Source organism: Enterococcus sp. 6D12_DIV0197 (genome assembly GCF_002174385.1).
In the GTDB taxonomy this organism is placed as follows: Bacteria; Bacillota; Bacilli; order Lactobacillales; family Enterococcaceae; genus Enterococcus_D; species Enterococcus_D casseliflavus.
On sequence record NZ_NIBN01000001.1, the window covers coordinates 3,363,040 to 3,378,711 of the forward strand.

A 15,672-nucleotide genomic window follows, 5' to 3' on the forward strand; every position below is an offset into this window, starting at 1 on the left:
TACTGTTCATCATCTGCTCTGTTCCGCTTTGCGGACCAGTCATTGTGATTCCTAGTTCGGTTACTACGCTCCCTGCACTCGCCTAGTACTGTTCACCATCTGCTCTGTTCCGCTTTGCGGACCAGTCGCAGTGATTCACAGCAAAAAACTCGCCCTTGTTTTTTATACAAGGGCGAGTTTTGATTACACGCGGTACCACCTAAATTCGAGAAATGTTCTTCTCCTTCGCTCGATTAACGCTCGGTCACGGAACAGCTTTTCTTCTGTTCATCTCCAGATTGTCTTTCCTTTACACGTCCTAAACTGCTTTCAGCCGGGGCAGTTTTCTCTTTTAAGGAATAGAATAAAGTACTCGATCCTTCACTGATTTTTGATATTATCTATAAACTACAAGAAAGCTATGAAAAAGTCAAGGTGTTTCACTGTCTTTTTCACTCCGCTGCTCTCTAGTAGCATTTTCTCAAGTGTTCAACACAAAGAAGCTCTCCTTCTGTTTGCTTTTCTTCCTTTTTGCGTTATGCTGAATAACGAAGGTTTTGTTTCTATGAAAGGAGCTGTTTTTATGTCTTTATATTCAGGCTATATCCGTCAACCACACTACTATGAGACCGATCAAATGGCGATCATCCATCACGCCAATTATATTCGCTGGTTTGAAGAGGCCCGCGTGGAGTTACTCGCGTTCTTGGATTTACCGTATCATACCATCGAAGAAGCGGGCTTGATCGTTCCCGTGCTGGAAGTCAGTGCGCAATACAAAACGATGATTCGTTACGAAGATGAGGTGCGAATCGATGTTTTGGTCGACAGATATACTGGCACGCGTTTGGATTTTCGCTATGAGATCTACAAAACTAGTGATGGTCAGTTGGCAACGACGGGGACTTCAAAGCATTGTTTTTTAGCAAAAGAGACCAATCGCATCGTGCAGCTGAAGCGTAGTTTTCCTGAAATCCATCAACGATTTGCTGATTATGCTGCCCTGTCAGGGGAATAATCAATTCTGATCACTCATTTAAGTCAAAATCCTTGCTTTTTGAAACGGCTTTCGTATAATCAAAAGTAATTTCAGGGAAGGATGATGGCGATGTACGTGATTAAAGTTTTGCATGGTTACATTGGCAAAGATGGTCGTCGCACTCGTGAAAAAATTCCAGACAAGTTATGGGTCTTTGAAGATCGGAAGCAGTCCGAAGCATTTGCAGATAAAATTGGTGGTCGCGTCAAACCGTTAACTGAAGTCAAACAGCATACGTAAAGAAATAAGCCGTTATCGTCTTTTGCGCATAGACGATAGCGGCTTATCTTTTTTACTGCGAAACAGGATTAGTCATCCAATTCGGTTTCTAGTACTTCACCTGTTTGGGCATTGATTTTCACATCTGTTTGTTTGTTGCCATCTTCTACTTTGACTTCCCAATAAGTTACATTCATTTCTTTGTCTAATGACCAATCTGTTGCTTGACCACCGCCAGCTTCTTTCACGGCGATATCAGAAATTTCTTCCAATGAAAGCAAGTTGGTTAGGTCCAATTGATCGGCATCTTTTTTGACACCGTTTTGTTCATCGGCATCCAATTTTTCCGTTCTTTCTTCAGAAGTTTCTTTGGTTTCTGCATCGATCTTTAATTCAAACTCATTCGTGTCATCCACGCCTTCTACTTGGTAGAAGTAATTGCCAAAAGAAGTATCCAAATCAATCGAAGTGATCGCTGCATCTGGGTATTTGTCTTGGAATATTTGGATCGCTTCTTCTACGGTCACCGTAGGTAAGCCGCCATTGGCGATCGCTGCACTGCTTGAAGAGCTGTCTGTTGCTTGTGACGAGGTTGTTTCACTTGATGAGGCAACTGCTGTGCTTGAGCTGCTGTTTTGCGCAGGTTCTGAATTTCCCGTGTTGTTTTGTGTACATCCTGCCAATAATCCTAATGCGGCAATTCCGAATAAAATAGTTGTTTTTTTCATGTTTCATTCCTCCAATTGTTTGTGTATTCCTTTTTTCTATATATTTAGAATAACAAGTTCCACATGAAAAAGAATCAAAAATGCTTGAAGAAAATCTAAAAAAATCTTCATCTTTCTCTTTCATTTGGAAAGGCAAGTTTAAAGATACTGCCTTGCGGTTGATTGTCTGTCACGGTAATTTTGGCATGATACTTGTCTGCCAGCTGTTTTACCAATGAAAGCCCGATGCCTGAACCAGCAATCTGGCTGGAACGAGAATCTTCTACTCGATAGAACCGTTCGAAAATCAAGGCTTTCTTATCATCGGGAATCCCAATGCCAAAATCGGCAACGGTCAAAGACATCTGTCTCTGCTCTTGCGTCAAGGTCACATGAATCGGCTGATCGGCAGGTGAATACTTCGCGGCATTTTCTAACAGGTTTTGGATGATTTGCTGGAAGTCACGTTTATGCCCACGTTTCATACATTGGTTCTCCACAAAATATTCAATCGATTGCGGAACGATCGTCGCTTGTTTTTCACACTCTTCTCGGACGATCTGAGAAACATCAACGAGGGTCATTTCATCTTGGGATTGATTTTTTTCTAGGTCCAGCAATTGATTGCTCAATGTTTCCAAACGCTTCGACTCTTTGTCGATAAACGCCATTGAGGAAGGAATGACTTCGGGATGTTTGGTTCCACGCCGCTGGATCAATTGGACATGTCCGCGAATCGCAGCTAAAGGTGTTCGCAGCTCATGGGAAGCATCGGCAACGAACCGTTTTTCCCGCTCAATCGTCTCTCGCTGTTCTTTCAATAATTTATTAAAGGCCAATGCCACCGAACGAATCTCGATGGGCTCTTCAGAAACCGTCAGTTCTCCTGTTCGGCTTTGTTCAATGGCAGCAATTTCTTGCGCCATGCCAGTAAGCTTCTGGCTCCATTTCCCAACACTCCAATAAATCAGCAGACTGCCCACCACAACAGCGATCAGATTCAAGAAACTGCTGATCATAAAGAGGCCATAGGCTAATTCCACACTATCCTCCCCATTGATAGCGATCGTCACCTGATCCCCATCGACTTCTTGGGTTTTCGTGTAATAGATGCCCTCCTCTGTAAAAACGATGTCTTCGAGAAAAGGAATCACTCGCCCTTGATTGATATCGGCAAAAATCTCTTCCGCATCTTCTGATGAAACGACACTGCCATCGGCTAAGATCACTTGCAGGGCGTCTTCTTCATCTGCCGAGACATAGGCATTGACGAGAAAGTCCCAGGCATCCCCTGATGCCTCACCTTTTTCGATGGCTTCAAGGATGTTGCTGGCACGATTTTCGATATGTTCAAACAAATAACCTACGGATAATAAAATAAACAGCAGATTGAAGAGAATCAGCAGACCAAAGAGAATCAAGGAAAAGCGGCTCGTCAATTGAAATTGGGCTGTTTTTCTACGTTGGTTGGCTGATTTATTCTTCATGATCGGTCCTCAAGACATAGCCTAATCCACGAACGGTTGCGATCATTTTGCCTTTGCCGCAAACATCCAGCTTGTTCCTCAGTGTGCGGATATAGACATCTACAACATTTGTTTGGCCGTCGTATTCATAGCCCCAAATCTCATTCAACAGGTCATCTCTCGTTTTGACGACCTCGGGTTCTTTCATCAATTCATATAAAATCCCAAACTCTTTGGGCGTCAACTCAATGGTTTCACCGGCAACCTGAACCAAGTGCTTGGCGATGTCCATCATCAGCTCCCCCGCCACTAATTGGTTTTGCTGGTTCTTTTGTTGTTTGGCTTCTCGTTGCAACCGTCGCTCGATCACCCGAATTCTGGCAAACAGTTCTTCGATTTCAAAAGGTTTCGTTAAATAATCATCTAATCCGACATCAAGCCCCGTCACCACATCGGCGGTTTGATTTCTGGCGGTCATCATCAAAATCGGGATGTCGCTTTCTTTGCGTATCCGCCGCGCCACTGTGATGCCGTCATAGATTGGCAGCATCCAATCCAATAAAATCAGATCAAAGGCATTTGCTTGCTGATTGAACAAGGTCAATGCCTCTTGCCCATCTTTGGCCCAGACCGTGTCATATCCCTCAAAAGTCAATTCGGTCTGAATAAAACTGGCTAAACTTTCTTCGTCTTCTACTAGCAAGATCTTCAAGGCCATATGCACTCCTCCTCCTGTTTTGCTTCTATCATAACGGATTTTTTCGAAACTTCCTAACTGATTGAAAGAAAAAAATCATGAAGATTTTTTCATGTTCAACAAAAAAAGACGGCATGAACCAAGGTCCACTCCGTCTTTCATTTATTCCATATTTTTTGCTAGCTGATACGTGCCAACGAGTTCCCCTTGTTGGAGTTGAAGCACGTAAGGACATGTTTCAGCTAAAAACTCACGATCATGACTGATCACCGCTAACAGATCAACTTCCTTAGCGACTGTTCGCAACAGTTTTGCGACTTCTTCCATTTGCTGCAAATCTAACCCACTCGTTGGTTCATCGAAAAACAACAAGCGTTTACCAGAAAGCAGGGCACTGCCGATGGCAACTCGTTGTTTTTCCCCACCCGACAAGCTTTGCGGATGTCGGGCAAGGAGTGGTGTTAAGTGCAACAATGAGACAATTTCTTCAAAACGAGCTGGGTTTTGGGCTTTGATCAGCAGCTCTTTTTCCACCGTTTCAAAAAACAGCTGCAAGTTGACATCCTGCATCACAAGAAAGCTTTCCTGCAGCAGCTGCTTTTGGGTCCGCTTTTGTCCATTGATGGCAAATACTGCTTCTGGGCATTTTTTCAATCCTGACAGGACTTGCACCAACGTACTTTTGCCAGCACCATTTGGTCCAACGATCCCCACAGCTTGCTTCGTCGGCAATTGTAGTTCAGGCAAGTTAAGCGCCCAATTTCTGCTGTTTGCTGAGCGTTTCGATTGCTTGATCTGCAGATGCGTTGCCCTTAATCCAGACTTTTCTGGCAAAGATTCTCGGCAGTGCTGAGTTTCCAATGCCGCCTCGCCTACTTTTCGCAATCCCAACTCGTGAATTGCCTCCTCGGGCAGTGACAAAAGCTGAGCTGCTGGATAAGACGCCCGCAATCGTCCTGCTTCTAATAGACAGAAGCGATCTGCCATTGGCGCCAAATACGCCAAGCGGTGTTCGGCGATCACAATGGTTTTCCCTTGTTGTTTTAAAGAAGCCAATCCTTGAGTCAACTTTTGGATCGCTTCTTGATCCAAATTACTGGAAGGCTCATCCAATAAGAACACATCATGGGGCAACATCGTGGCTGCAGCGAGAGCAATCAGCTGCTTCTCCCCACCAGATAGGTCAAAGACACTAGCATCAAGCAACGGGGTCAGGGAAAACTGCTGGGCTACTTCGGTGATTCGCTGCCGAATGTTTTCTGGTGCGACGCCCGCATTTTCCATCGAAAAACCCAACTCCGAATAGACATCCGTGGTGAAAAATTGCGTCTTGGGGTTTTGAAAGACGACGCCAATCGTCTGGGCATAATGGGAGAAATCGGCAACTGGCAAGTCTGTTTCTCCGACACGGATCTTTCCTTGCACTTCGGCGGGATACAGCTCAGGGATCAAGCCATTCAAAACATTGAGCAAGGTCGATTTTCCGCTGCCGCTAGCGCCGCACAAAACGATGACTTCCCCAGCTGCGACCGTCAAAGAGAGCTCAGATAATACGGTCCGATTTTCTCGTTTCACTGACACTTGTTCTAATGTGATCATCCAAGCCACATCCTTTTCACGATAAAGCCGCATAATGCTAAAAAGACCAAGCCATCCCACCAGCGCAGCTTCAGTTCGTGGACGGTGGTATGGGGAGTTTCTGATGCTAACCCGCGAACCAGCGCCGTAGCCGACAGTTCGGTTGCGGTCTTTTCAGCCGACATCAGTAATGGGATCAAAAAATACTCCGCACTTTGCAGTGGATGAAGCAAGATCGATCCTGCCGACAGCGAGATGCCGCGAAAGCGCATCGCTTGGCGAATACTTTTGAAATCTTGTACCAATGTGGGAAAAAAACGAAATAAGACTGCCAGCGGGACTAATAATACGTTGGGCACGTGCATTTTTTGCAGCGCAGCCATCCACTCACTGTTTTTCGTCCCGCTAATGGCAAAAGCCGCCGCCATGATCGTTGGCAATAAGCGGCGATAACCGACGGAAAAGAAATCCAGCAACACGATTAGTACGTGGTTGCCTTGGCGAAACAAAAAACTATCTGCCATTGTCAGCAAGACAAACACGCCATAGAGCAGCAAGCCTTTTTTCCAGAAGCCGCTGACTATAAATAGCAGCAGCAAGAAAGTGACAAAGGCAAACTCATCGATCCAGCTGATGGTCACCATCATAGTAAAACTAGCAAAGAGAATCACCGCTAATTTGCTGCGGGGATCAAACCTTGTTTTCGACACATTCCTCACCCTTTATGCGATTGGATCGTTGGTTGAAAATGTTTTTCCATCAAGCGACTGCCGATACCTAAACCAGCCACCGCACCAATCAAAACCGCCAATGCACAAAGCCCTAACATCAAATTGGAGGTATGAGCAAACACGCCGGCAATGTAGGTTTCATCTTTTCCGCGAGCCACTAATGAATCGATGTAGGCATTTTTCATAAACCACAGGGGTAAGATCGGACCCATCAAGCCAAAACTAAAGACGATATAACTCGCCAGTACGCGAACGTTTCCTTTGAGCTTTGTTTTGTATTGGATCAAATCAGCTGCTAAGGCACAAATCATATTGGGCAAAAAGGCCAATGGAAAATGTCCTGAAATCAAAAAAAAGAGCCCTACCACGGTACCCATAATGGTGATTGCGCCAAATTTCGGTACTTTACTCAATAAAATCAGATAGATAATGCCAGAAAACAAAGCGGTGACTGCTGGAATAAATAAATTATGAAAACCTGGTATCACAAAACGCAAAATCAATAGACAGATGCTCATTAAAAGAAAATAGATCGCTGTATAGATCCCTACTGCAATTAAATCTTGAACCTTTAGTTTTTTCACTGCGTATACGCTCCTTCTTGCAAGCAATCAATGAAAAAACCGTTGCTGCTTGCTTGTACAAACTTATTTTTACAAAGCCTCAGTATAGCACAAAGCAGACGTTTTTATGGGGTGATATGCTTACCAACAGTCGATTTTCTTCTAAAACAGAACCAACAAATAGAGGTGTCTTCTGAATGGCTCCATTTCAACACACAGGTACCTTTAAAGAATCACTAATGGAAAAATGAATCTTTCACACGCTTAGTTGTTTTCTCCTCTTCCCATCTTTGCGAAATTAATGAATAATAGACAAGGACAAACACTTAAAATCAGCAAAGACTCGCCATCTTTTTTCTTTTTTTTAGAAACCAGCAGGTATGTCTATAAAAAAACAATAACCAAGTTGACCGTCGCTTGTTAACGGAAGAAAATCAACGCTGTACTGCTATGTAAACACCCCAAACCCAACTGTAAAAACATTTTGACACTTGATTTCAAGGCATTGTCAAAGACATTTGATCGTTAGAATGCAGACATTGGCCTAAACTAATGGTAGAAGGAGCGGATAAAATGAACTTAAGCAAACAAATAAAAAAACATCGTGAACGATTAAGTCTCTCTCAGGAAGGGCTGGCAGAAAAACTCTATGTCTCCCGACAAACGATCTCCAATTGGGAGAATGAAAAAAGCTATCCTGATGTTCACAATTTATTATTGCTCAGTGTTCTATTTGATGTTTCTTTAGATGAATTAGTCAAAGGGGATGTTGAACAAATGAAAGAAACGATTGAGAAAACAGAAATGAATCGTTACACAAAAATGATGCTGCTTTTTATACTATTGACCGCACTCTCTGTTGGTCCTGCTCTTTATTTACCCGGATACTGGTGGATTGTCCCGCCTCTATGTTTTTGGCTCGTCTCCATGTATGCCGCATTAAAGATCGAAAAAATCAAGAAAACCCAAAATATCAAAACGTATAAAGAGATCGTTGCCTTCATGGAAAATCAAGACCTCGATGCCATTAGGATAAAGCGCGACGTCAAAAAAGATTTCTTTTCAACAGCAGTCATCGTCGTGGTCTTTACCTTGATCGTCGGTATCATCGCATGCCTTAGTACACTGCCGCATTTACTGATGCGCTGACAAAAAATACAGGGTGTAGCTGCTTTTATGATGAAGCCGCTACAACCTGTGTTTTTTTCAACTCAATGATCTCATCCGTATAAATCAAATTTTTCGGTCGATGGGTGATCATAATGACTAGTTTATTGTTCAATTGGTCTTTGATCGCTGCAAAAAGCTTTTCTTCTGTTGTTTCGTCTAAAGCAGATGTGGCTTCATCAAGGACAATGACTTCTGCGTTTGTGAAAAACAATCGGGCAAAAGCGATCCGCTGTTTTTCCCCACCAGAAAGGTTGGCTCCTTTTTCTCCAATTTCAGCAGACAGTCCTCCCTTGAGTGCCTGATAGAATGCGCCTAATTGACATTTTTCTAATACCGCTATGATTTCCTCGTCTGCGATTTCCTTATCAAAAATAATATTCTCTTTCAGCGTTCCTTGGAAGATTGGGGCATCTTGCGATAGATAAAAGATATGCTCATAGAAATCATTTAAGTTGTAAGCAGCTAAATTTTTGTGATTGATCAGGATCGCACCGGTCGTCGGCTGATACAAGCCTAAAATCGTTTTGACCAGCGTTGATTTTCCTGCGCCGCTTTCTCCTACTAACCCATAAATCGCTCCCCGCTTCAGCTCTAGTGTGCTATTGGTTAAGATTTGCTTTTCTTGAAGTGTGACGGATAGATCCTTAACTGTGATGCAGTTGATGGTCTCAGACAATGCATCGCCTTGTGTTAATGCTTTGTCCTCTGGCAGATAGAAAAATTCGTTTAACCGTGCAAAGGCAACTTTATCTAAGTTGTATTGAACAAAAATCACGTTAAATATTGCAACAGGCGTGTAGATTCGATCCACATAAATAATCAGTGCTGCTAAACCGCCCAAACTGACCGTAATCTGATTTGTAAATGCCAGTACCACAATTGCGACTTTGATCAATGCGACTAAAACTGCAAAAAAACCAAAGAAAAACTCATGGATCATCGTCATTTTTGTTAAACGTTCTGTTGTGTCAGCAGACATATTTTTATATTGTGCGATCTCTTTTTCAAACCGTTTATTGATCCGAAACGTGACCATTTCCGTTAATCCGCGGATAAAGGTGCTATTCATGGCTTCTTCTGAAACTAGCGCACGTTCTTTGAGAGAGCGTAAAACTTTCAAAAGCAAATTGGTCACAATAAACACCACTAGATAGCCCACAAGGATCGCTGGAATCAATCTTTTATCGATCATAGCAATAAAAGCTAAGTTAAACAGTGTTTCGGGAAGCAATTCTTTAAACAAGCGTCCATAAAAATTCAAATGGATATTTCTGCCAGCCGCTGCTCCCGCTTCAGTTTTCTGTAAGAGTGCTCCAGAGCCGATCTGCAAGTACTCGGAATAGGCAATCTTGCTGATTTTTACTAAAGCTTGTTCTTTGAGATAGAAATACATGCTGTTGTGCAATGTTGTTTTTGGTTTCTGCTCAAGATAGGACAAAATAGGTACCAGTACTAGCGTTAACCCATAGATAAAAACTACTGGCCAATCAAGTGTCTTGCCAAATGAATCGAGTAGTTTTTGAAAATAAAAGACATTCGCGGCACTCAAAAATGAGACTGCAATTCCAATCCCAACATATACCGTCAATCCTTTTTTAAAATGCCGCCATAAATCAATTGCCATCGTATGCTCCTTTTGCTGCAGTGTTCGTGAAAAAATCGTAAGGTAAATAAAACAAACGCTTTCAAAAGTATAATCTATTTTTCGCATAATGGAAAGAAACATATGAAAGATAGTGAGAAACCATTCTTCGGTCATCGAGAAAAAACAAAAAACCCCGCTCAAAGAGCGGGGCTAACGTTGTTGCCAACGATTGATTATTTGTTTAAAGCGTCTTTTGCTTGGTCAGCTAATGCAGTAAATGCTGTTGCATCGTTTACAGCCAAGTCAGCTAACATTTTGCGGTTGATGTCGATTTCAGCTAATTTCAAGCCGTGCATCAATTTTGAGTAGCTTAAGCCATTCATACGAGCCGCTGCGTTGATACGAGCGATCCACAATTTGCGGAAGTCGCGTTTCTTTTGACGACGATCGCGGTATGCGTAGTTGTATGAATTCATTACTTGTTCTTTTGCTGTTTTAAATAGAGTGTGTTTAGAACCGTAGTAACCTTTTGCTAATTTAAGCACTTTTTTACGACGTTTACGAGTTACTGTTCCACCTTTAACACGTGCCATGTATAATTCCTCCTAATATGAAAATCGATAATTGTTTGTATACGTGAAGCTTGGGTTACGCAATTATTTCATGCGTGCTAGTTGTTGACGGATACGTTTGTAATCGCCAGCTGAAACCATTGAAGCTTTACGCAATTGACGACGTTGTTTTTTTGTTTTGCCGTGGAAACGGTGACTGGTAAAGGCACGGAAGCGTTTCAATCCGCCGCCGCCAGTGCGTTTTACGCGTTTTGCTAATCCGCGGTGTGTTTTTTGTTTTGGCATAACTAATTTCCTCCTCAAAATCTTTCGTTATCTGACTTTAAACTGAAACTCAGTGAGTCATTATTTATCGTTTTTTGGTGCTAATACTAAGAACATACTGCGGCCATCCATTTTTGGCTTTTGCTCAACAGTTGCCAAATCAGCAGTTTCTTCCGCCAAACGATCTAACACTTTCTGACCAATTTCTTTATGGGTAATGGCACGGCCTTTGAAACGGATCGAAGCTTTCACTTTGTCCCCTTTTTCAAGGAATTTACGTGCATTACGCAATTTTGTGTTGAAATCATTGACGTCGATCGTTGGACTTAAACGAACCTCTTTAATGTTGATTACTTTTTGTTTCTTACGAGCTTCACGGTCTTTTTTCTGTTGCTCAAAGCGGAATTTCCCGTAATCCATAATTCTTGCTACTGGCGGCTTAGCATTTGGTGCCACCAATACCACATCAAGGTTTGCTCGTTCTGCAATTTGCAATGCTTCAGCTTTACTCTTTACACCAAGTTGTTCGCCGTTTTGATCAATCAAACGCAATTCACGTGCACGAATGCCGTCGTTTACCATCATATCCTTTGCTATGGTCATTCACCTCCGAGTTTTTTGAGAGAAAGAAAAGCTTGTCGATTCGAAATCAGACAATAAAAAAACGAGTTCTTCACGAACCCGCACGTACTCCACACAAATAAATGGTAGGAATCCTATTCTGCCCAGCGATATCTTCACTCAGGCGAGAAGCGGGTGCTTCTGCTTTTATTTCTCAACTTTTATAGTATACTGTTTTTTTCTCTTATTGTCAACAGTTTTCATGATTGTTTCAAAAAAAAGCCGGAGCATACGCTCCGACTTTCGTGTTTCTTATTCTGCTTTCAATGCAGCCATCGTGATGTAGTTGTATGGTTGGTTGAAGTGAGGCAAGAAGAAGATATCTAATAGCTTCATCTTGTCGATCGTTACGCCTTCTTCGATCGCTAGTGAGAACATGTGGATGCCCATTGCGATTTCAGATGTACGTGACGCCATTTGTGCACCAACGATGCGGCGTGTTTCTTCTTCATAGACGATGCGGATCTTAACTGTCGCATTTTCTTTCATGAAGCCTGGTTTTTGGGTATCTTCGTAATCAGAGTATTTCACTTTCATGCCATTACGTTCGGCAGCTTCGACTGACAAGCCAGTTGAAACCATGTTGTAGCCGAAGATCGAAATCCCGTTTGATCCTTGAACACCTGTTGATTCTAGAGACGTTCCGCCGATATTATGGGCAGCGACGATCCCTGAACGTACGGCATTCGTTGCTAATGCGATATACGTTGTTTGTTGCAAAGCATTTGAGTACACCGTTGCACAGTCACCGACTGCGTAAACATCTGCATCGCTTGTCCGTTGATGGCGGTCCACTAAGTACGCACCGTTAGCAAACAATTCCAAATGATCTTTGCCTAGCTCGTTGTTTGGTAAGAAACCGATCGCGTTGATCACGAGATCAACTGGGTATTCGCCGTTGTCTGTTACAACTGCTTCTACTTTCTCTGTTCCTTTGTATTCACGTGCTAATTCACCGAAATGCAATTCAATGCCATTGTCAGCTAAGTTTTTGTCCATATCTTCTGTAAACCATTTGTCATAGTAGTTTGGCAATGCCCGTGTCGCTGCATCAAAAAGCAACACATTTTTGCCACGGCGTTTTGCTGCTTCAGCAATTTCAACACCGATGTAACCAGCACCGATAACGGCAACGTTTTTCACGTCTTCTGATGCTAACTCTTTATCAACCGTTTGTCCGTCTTGGAATTTTTTCAAGAAATGGATGTTTTTCAAGTCACGTCCAGGTACTTTTGGTGAAATCGGTACAGAACCAGTTGCGATGACAACTTTATCATAAGATTCAACGATCGTTTCACCATCATTGGTTACAGCGTGCACTTCTTTTTTCTCAAAATCGATATGATCAACCACTGTTTCCATATGGATTTTTGCACCTTTTGCTTCAAAATCTTCACGTTTTGTATAGAACAAGCCTTCGTATGAATCGATTTGACGTCCAACCCATAAAGCAGTCCCACAACCTAGGTAGCTTAAGTTTGTATTACGGTCGATCATTACGACCTCTTGGTCTTTGTAGTTATCTAATAGTGTATTGGCAGCAGCAATCCCCGCGTGGTTTGCACCGATAATAACTGTTTTTGTCATGGAAAATTTCCTCCTTTTGTTTACATTGTCATTATAGCTTGCTTGTGAATTTGAAAACTATCAACTTTTTCGCGATTTTAAAAATTTATGACAGTTTTTCGTTGATATACGTCACTTTCAGCGAATCAAGTTTCTATATCAAAATTATTTTCGTCTTGCAAGCAAAAAGATTGTGAAAAATTATGTATTTAAACCTAAGGATTTTCCTTGTTATAAAAGCATTCTGCAAACCGATTGAATAAATTTCACAATATTCTACTGCTTTTTCGTACCTATTGCGGCAGCGATTCGCCGTGTTATACTGAAGAGAAAAACAGATAGGATGGGATCTTGATGAAGAAAAAAATCGTATTGCCACTACCGCCCTTATTGTCGGCATTAGAGCCACAGGATTTTTATTTAGAAGAAGAACTGCTTTTCGAAAGTGCTTTCTTCGAAGGCGGTGACTATAGCTATGATGCTTGCAAAAATCTCATCTTGAAGCAATGTCATTTCAAGAAAGTGACGATGCAAAAAACACGCTTGAGTCAATGGGAATGCCAAAACGTTCTTTTTGAGAATTGCGATTTTTCTAATCTGGAATGTTTTGGCGCCAGCTTTCATCGGGTTCACTTTAAACAATGCAAATTGACCGGCACCAATTTTGCGGAAAGCTATTTCCGTGACTGCACCTTTGAAGATTGCGTGGCGAACTTTGCTTCTTTTAGCAACACCAATTTACGGACGATGCTGTTTCGTCAGTGCCAACTAAACGACAGTGAGTTTTATGAATGGATTGGAAACACTTGACGCTACAAGAAAACCAGTTGAACAATAGCAACTGGTTTCACACAAAATTAGCAACTTTAGATTTTCGGACCAATCAATTTCAAAAGATCGCGTTGTCCTTTGAACAATTGCGGGGGCTAACGGTCGATCAAGAACAAGCCTTGGTCATCGCCGCCGGTCTAGGTTTGGTGATCGATTAACGAATTCTGCGCCATAAAGCAATCAACATCCAGATGGATAACACTAAACTGATCAATAAGGCAATCCCCCAACCGAAAATACTATTGGTAAAAGGCAGTGGAACATTCATGCCAAAGAAACTGGTGACGATGGAAGGCACAGTCAATAAGAGGGACCAAACGGTCAAAAACTTCATGGTATCATTCAAGTTATTGTTTAACAGATTATTGTAGGTTCCAGATAGTTGCTCTAAAATTTGAAAAGCCAGCAACGTCATTTCCACTGCCTGTTTGGCTTCGATCAGGGCATCATCCAGCTGTTCCCGCTCGTCATCATCCATCAAGCGATAAATGGATAACGCTTTGATCTGCTCCAAGAGGACCGCATTTTGTTTCGTGGCAGACACTAAAAAGACTAAACCGACTTCCAAATCGGACATTTGCAGTAAGTTTTTATTGGTTGTTTTTTCCCGTAGTCGCTGATTCAAGCGAATCCGCTCACTATTGACTTCTTCGACTAACGGAAAAAACGTGCCAGAAATCAAGAACAAGCTTTGAAACAAAAAGTGCAGCGGTGTTTGCTGCGGGTTTTGCAGGATCAAGCGCTCCATCATCGGAATCACATAACGGGTATCATGGGAGGCAAAAGTAAAGATCTGCTTCTTTTTTAAAATAAACGTCATTGGGCTGGTCTCAAAATGATTGTCTCGCTTTTCTTGCTGAGGTACGTTGAAAACCAGCAGCAATGCTTCTTCTTCGGCATCGTATTCGACTCGTGCGCGTTCGTTTTTATCTAGAGAATACGTAAGCATCTCATCCGACAGATGATATTGTCTTTGTAGTGCCATCACGCTTTTTGCGTCTTGCTGGTCGACTTGAATCCATTCATAGTTTCCATCATAAAAGACATGTTTGTTTTCCACAGTCCATCCTCCACTCTTGCTTTCTTCTATTATAAAAGAAAACAGCCAGAAGCCCAATCAAAGGACTTTTCTGGCTGTATCGGCTATTGCTATTTACGGGCGTCTTTCAAAGCATCTTCCACCATTGTTAAAACGGCCTGTGCCGCTTGCGGGTCTTCGACAAAATTGAATTGATCGCCATCGATCTGGATCTTTGGACTCTCATTGTATTCTTCGTACCATTGATCGTAGCGTTTGTTCAACTCTTTGTAGTAGTCGTATAACGAAGGATCAAAGGTCAACTGCTCATATTCCCGCCCACGTTTTTCAATACGCTCCAGCATCGTTTCAAAAGAAACGCGAATATGCACCAAAAGATCTGGATGCTTTTTGTGGGCTGCATACGGCAGCTCTTCCAACATATTGGCTAACAATTCATCATAGACTTTGACTTCGGTATCGGTTGCTCGCCCAAGGTCCGCATTTAAATGGAACAACAGTGAATCCTCATAAATGGAACGGTCCAAGACGTTATTGTCGTCTTTCATCGCTTGCTTGATACTTTCAAATCGTTTATTTAAGAAATAGATTTGCAGTAAAAACGCATATTTATTTGGATCTGCATAAAATAATGGTAACACTTCATTGTCATCGATCGATTCATAAAAGGCTTGACTGCCAAAATGATTGGCGATCAATGCGGTCAAACTTGATTTACCGGCACCAATCGTTCCTGCTAATACGATCACGCTCATATCCCCCAACTCACTCATCACTAAATATTGTATGTTGCACTTGCGATATCAACTATACAATACTATATCTTGTGCCGTCAACTGAAACTTTTAAAGCACAGATCAAGAAGTTTTTCAATAAAAGTTTAAAGATTTTTGCTTTTTTTTGAAATCTCATACGGAATGCTTAACGAAAGAGCCTTCTTCTAGTAAAATAGGAAAGGATCTTTAATTAAATTGTGTTTTTGTCAGGAGATAGTTACAATTGACTGACAAACGATAAATGAATCATGTGGGGTAAGCTCCCTAGA

16 protein-coding genes, 1 pseudogene and 2 other annotated features are annotated in these 15,672 nt (G+C 42.1%); of the genes and pseudogenes, 4 read left to right on the forward strand and 13 right to left on the reverse strand.

Translation table 11 applies throughout. The features are described 5' to 3' along the window. Positions 1 to 165: 165 nt before the first annotated feature. Positions 166 to 373: a binding site (T-box leader), on the reverse strand. 189 nt (positions 374 to 562) lie between these two features. Together A5867_RS15800 and A5867_RS15805 are read left to right on the forward strand one after the other, a co-directional pair. Continuing rightward, complete coding sequence (locus A5867_RS15800) at positions 563 to 997, forward strand: thioesterase family protein (protein ID WP_087628017.1); 435 nt, start codon at positions 563 to 565, stop codon at positions 995 to 997. A 90-nt stretch (positions 998 to 1,087) separates the two neighbouring features. Beyond that, positions 1,088 to 1,258, forward strand: a complete 171-nt coding sequence (locus tag A5867_RS15805) for a hypothetical protein (RefSeq protein WP_008379536.1) — start codon at positions 1,088 to 1,090, stop codon at positions 1,256 to 1,258. Between the two features lie 68 nt (positions 1,259 to 1,326). Here A5867_RS15805 and A5867_RS15810 read toward each other — a convergent pair whose 3' ends face one another. From A5867_RS15810 to A5867_RS15835, 6 genes are all read right to left on the reverse strand, one after another. Continuing rightward, a complete protein-coding gene (locus A5867_RS15810; RefSeq protein WP_010750007.1) occupies positions 1,327 to 1,965 on the reverse strand; it encodes a PepSY domain-containing protein in 639 nt (212 codons plus the stop codon). A 107-nt stretch (positions 1,966 to 2,072) separates the two neighbouring features. After that, positions 2,073 to 3,431: a HAMP domain-containing sensor histidine kinase gene (locus tag A5867_RS15815; RefSeq protein WP_087628018.1), complete on the reverse strand. Its 1,359-nt coding sequence runs from the start codon at positions 3,429 to 3,431 to the stop codon at positions 2,073 to 2,075. After that, complete coding sequence (locus A5867_RS15820; protein WP_008379528.1) at positions 3,421 to 4,128, reverse strand: response regulator transcription factor; 708 nt, start codon at positions 4,126 to 4,128, stop codon at positions 3,421 to 3,423. Before A5867_RS15820 ends, A5867_RS15815 begins: the two co-directional genes overlap by 11 nt. Before the next feature lie 141 nt (positions 4,129 to 4,269). Next, entirely contained in the window at positions 4,270 to 5,706 is a 1,437-nt protein-coding gene (locus tag A5867_RS15825) for an ABC transporter ATP-binding protein (RefSeq protein WP_087628019.1), read from the reverse strand. Further along, on the reverse strand, positions 5,703 to 6,404 hold the full coding sequence (locus A5867_RS15830) for an energy-coupling factor transporter transmembrane component T (protein WP_074934109.1): 702 nt from the start codon (positions 6,402 to 6,404) through the stop codon (positions 5,703 to 5,705). The genes A5867_RS15825 and A5867_RS15830 overlap by 4 nt, the downstream gene beginning before the upstream one ends. Continuing rightward, positions 6,401 to 7,000 carry an MptD family putative ECF transporter S component gene (locus A5867_RS15835; protein WP_087628020.1) on the reverse strand — a complete coding sequence of 200 codons (600 nt, stop codon included), beginning with the start codon at positions 6,998 to 7,000 and terminating at the stop codon, positions 6,401 to 6,403. Before A5867_RS15835 ends, A5867_RS15830 begins: the two co-directional genes overlap by 4 nt. 552 nt (positions 7,001 to 7,552) lie before the next feature. Between A5867_RS15835 and A5867_RS15845 the strand changes: the two genes are divergently transcribed. Further along, positions 7,553 to 8,128, forward strand: a complete 576-nt coding sequence (locus A5867_RS15845; protein WP_087628021.1) for a helix-turn-helix transcriptional regulator — start codon at positions 7,553 to 7,555, stop codon at positions 8,126 to 8,128. Between the two features lie 25 nt (positions 8,129 to 8,153). Here the strand turns inward: A5867_RS15845 and A5867_RS15850 are convergent, their stop codons facing one another. The 5 genes from A5867_RS15850 to A5867_RS15870 form a co-directional block, all read right to left on the reverse strand. Further along, the gene (locus A5867_RS15850; protein ID WP_087628022.1) at positions 8,154 to 9,773 is read right to left on the reverse strand and encodes an ABC transporter ATP-binding protein; all 1,620 of its coding nucleotides are present in this window, start codon (positions 9,771 to 9,773) and stop codon (positions 8,154 to 8,156) included. Between the two features lie 194 nt (positions 9,774 to 9,967). Then, a complete protein-coding gene (rplT, locus tag A5867_RS15855; RefSeq protein WP_003128653.1) occupies positions 9,968 to 10,327 on the reverse strand; it encodes a 50S ribosomal protein L20 in 360 nt (119 codons plus the stop codon). A 63-nt stretch (positions 10,328 to 10,390) separates the two neighbouring features. Then, a complete protein-coding gene (gene rpmI / locus A5867_RS15860) occupies positions 10,391 to 10,591 on the reverse strand; it encodes a 50S ribosomal protein L35 (protein WP_003128650.1) in 201 nt (66 codons plus the stop codon). A 60-nt stretch (positions 10,592 to 10,651) separates the two neighbouring features. After that, entirely contained in the window at positions 10,652 to 11,173 is a 522-nt protein-coding gene (infC, locus tag A5867_RS15865; RefSeq protein WP_005228103.1) for a translation initiation factor IF-3, read from the reverse strand. Positions 11,174 to 11,220: 47 nt separating this feature from the next. Next, positions 11,221 to 11,344, reverse strand: a sequence feature (ribosomal protein L20 leader region). 99 nt (positions 11,345 to 11,443) lie between these two features. After that, positions 11,444 to 12,778: an FAD-dependent oxidoreductase gene (locus A5867_RS15870; protein ID WP_005228102.1), complete on the reverse strand. Its 1,335-nt coding sequence runs from the start codon at positions 12,776 to 12,778 to the stop codon at positions 11,444 to 11,446. Positions 12,779 to 13,111: 333 nt separating this feature from the next. Between A5867_RS15870 and A5867_RS15885 the strand changes: the two are divergent. Beyond that, positions 13,112 to 13,746 (forward strand): annotated as a pseudogene (locus tag A5867_RS15885) (pentapeptide repeat-containing protein). Here A5867_RS15885 and A5867_RS15890 read toward each other — a convergent pair. Together A5867_RS15890 and A5867_RS15895 are read right to left on the reverse strand one after the other, a co-directional pair. Then, a complete protein-coding gene (locus A5867_RS15890) occupies positions 13,743 to 14,648 on the reverse strand; it encodes a magnesium transporter CorA family protein (protein WP_087628023.1) in 906 nt (301 codons plus the stop codon). The pseudogene A5867_RS15885 and the gene A5867_RS15890 overlap by 4 nt on opposite strands. A gap of 89 nt (positions 14,649 to 14,737) precedes the next feature. Continuing rightward, positions 14,738 to 15,382, reverse strand: a complete 645-nt coding sequence (locus A5867_RS15895; protein ID WP_010749130.1) for a deoxynucleoside kinase — start codon at positions 15,380 to 15,382, stop codon at positions 14,738 to 14,740. Positions 15,383 to 15,672: the final 290 nt, after the last annotated feature.